The sequence below is a fragment of the Xenorhabdus hominickii genome (genome assembly GCF_002632725.1).
GTDB lineage: Bacteria > Pseudomonadota > Gammaproteobacteria > Enterobacterales > Enterobacteriaceae > Xenorhabdus > Xenorhabdus hominickii.
In genome coordinates this window covers 1-337 of record NZ_NJAI01000120.1, presented here as the reverse complement: position 1 = coordinate 337, position 337 = coordinate 1, and the positions used below count along the sequence as shown (strand labels likewise).

At 39.2% G+C, this 337-nt stretch carries 1 protein-coding gene; it reads right to left on the bottom strand.

What is annotated here, in order from left to right; genetic code table 11:
- Positions 1-155: 155 nt before the first annotated feature.
- The coding region (locus Xhom_RS31840; protein ID WP_099140153.1) for a hypothetical protein at positions 156-337 on the bottom strand (182 nt) is incomplete at its 5' end.

Here is a 337-nt window from a genome sequence, read left to right as displayed (position 1 = left end):
TTCAAAATCCGAAGAAATGCACGATAAGGTGATAGGAACTTTTATTGAGCGTGAGTACTATTTTTGATATTCAATCTAACTATTTAATACATGACCAGATATGAATAAGGGGTTTATCTGAATTAAAAGGTGTTTTTACTAAGGTGTGGCGTTATTCAGATTGAGTTAGTCGGTTTATCGGACAACTGAAGATGTCTGGGTGGTTCAAGATCATTCAGAATAGCTGACGCATAGACATTAGCCTTTTGCCTGTTAACGGGGGCATAATCTTCATCTATGCGCCCGTTTGTTACACGACTGAACCAGGCGTCTTTTGCACCTAGCTGGATAATCCATG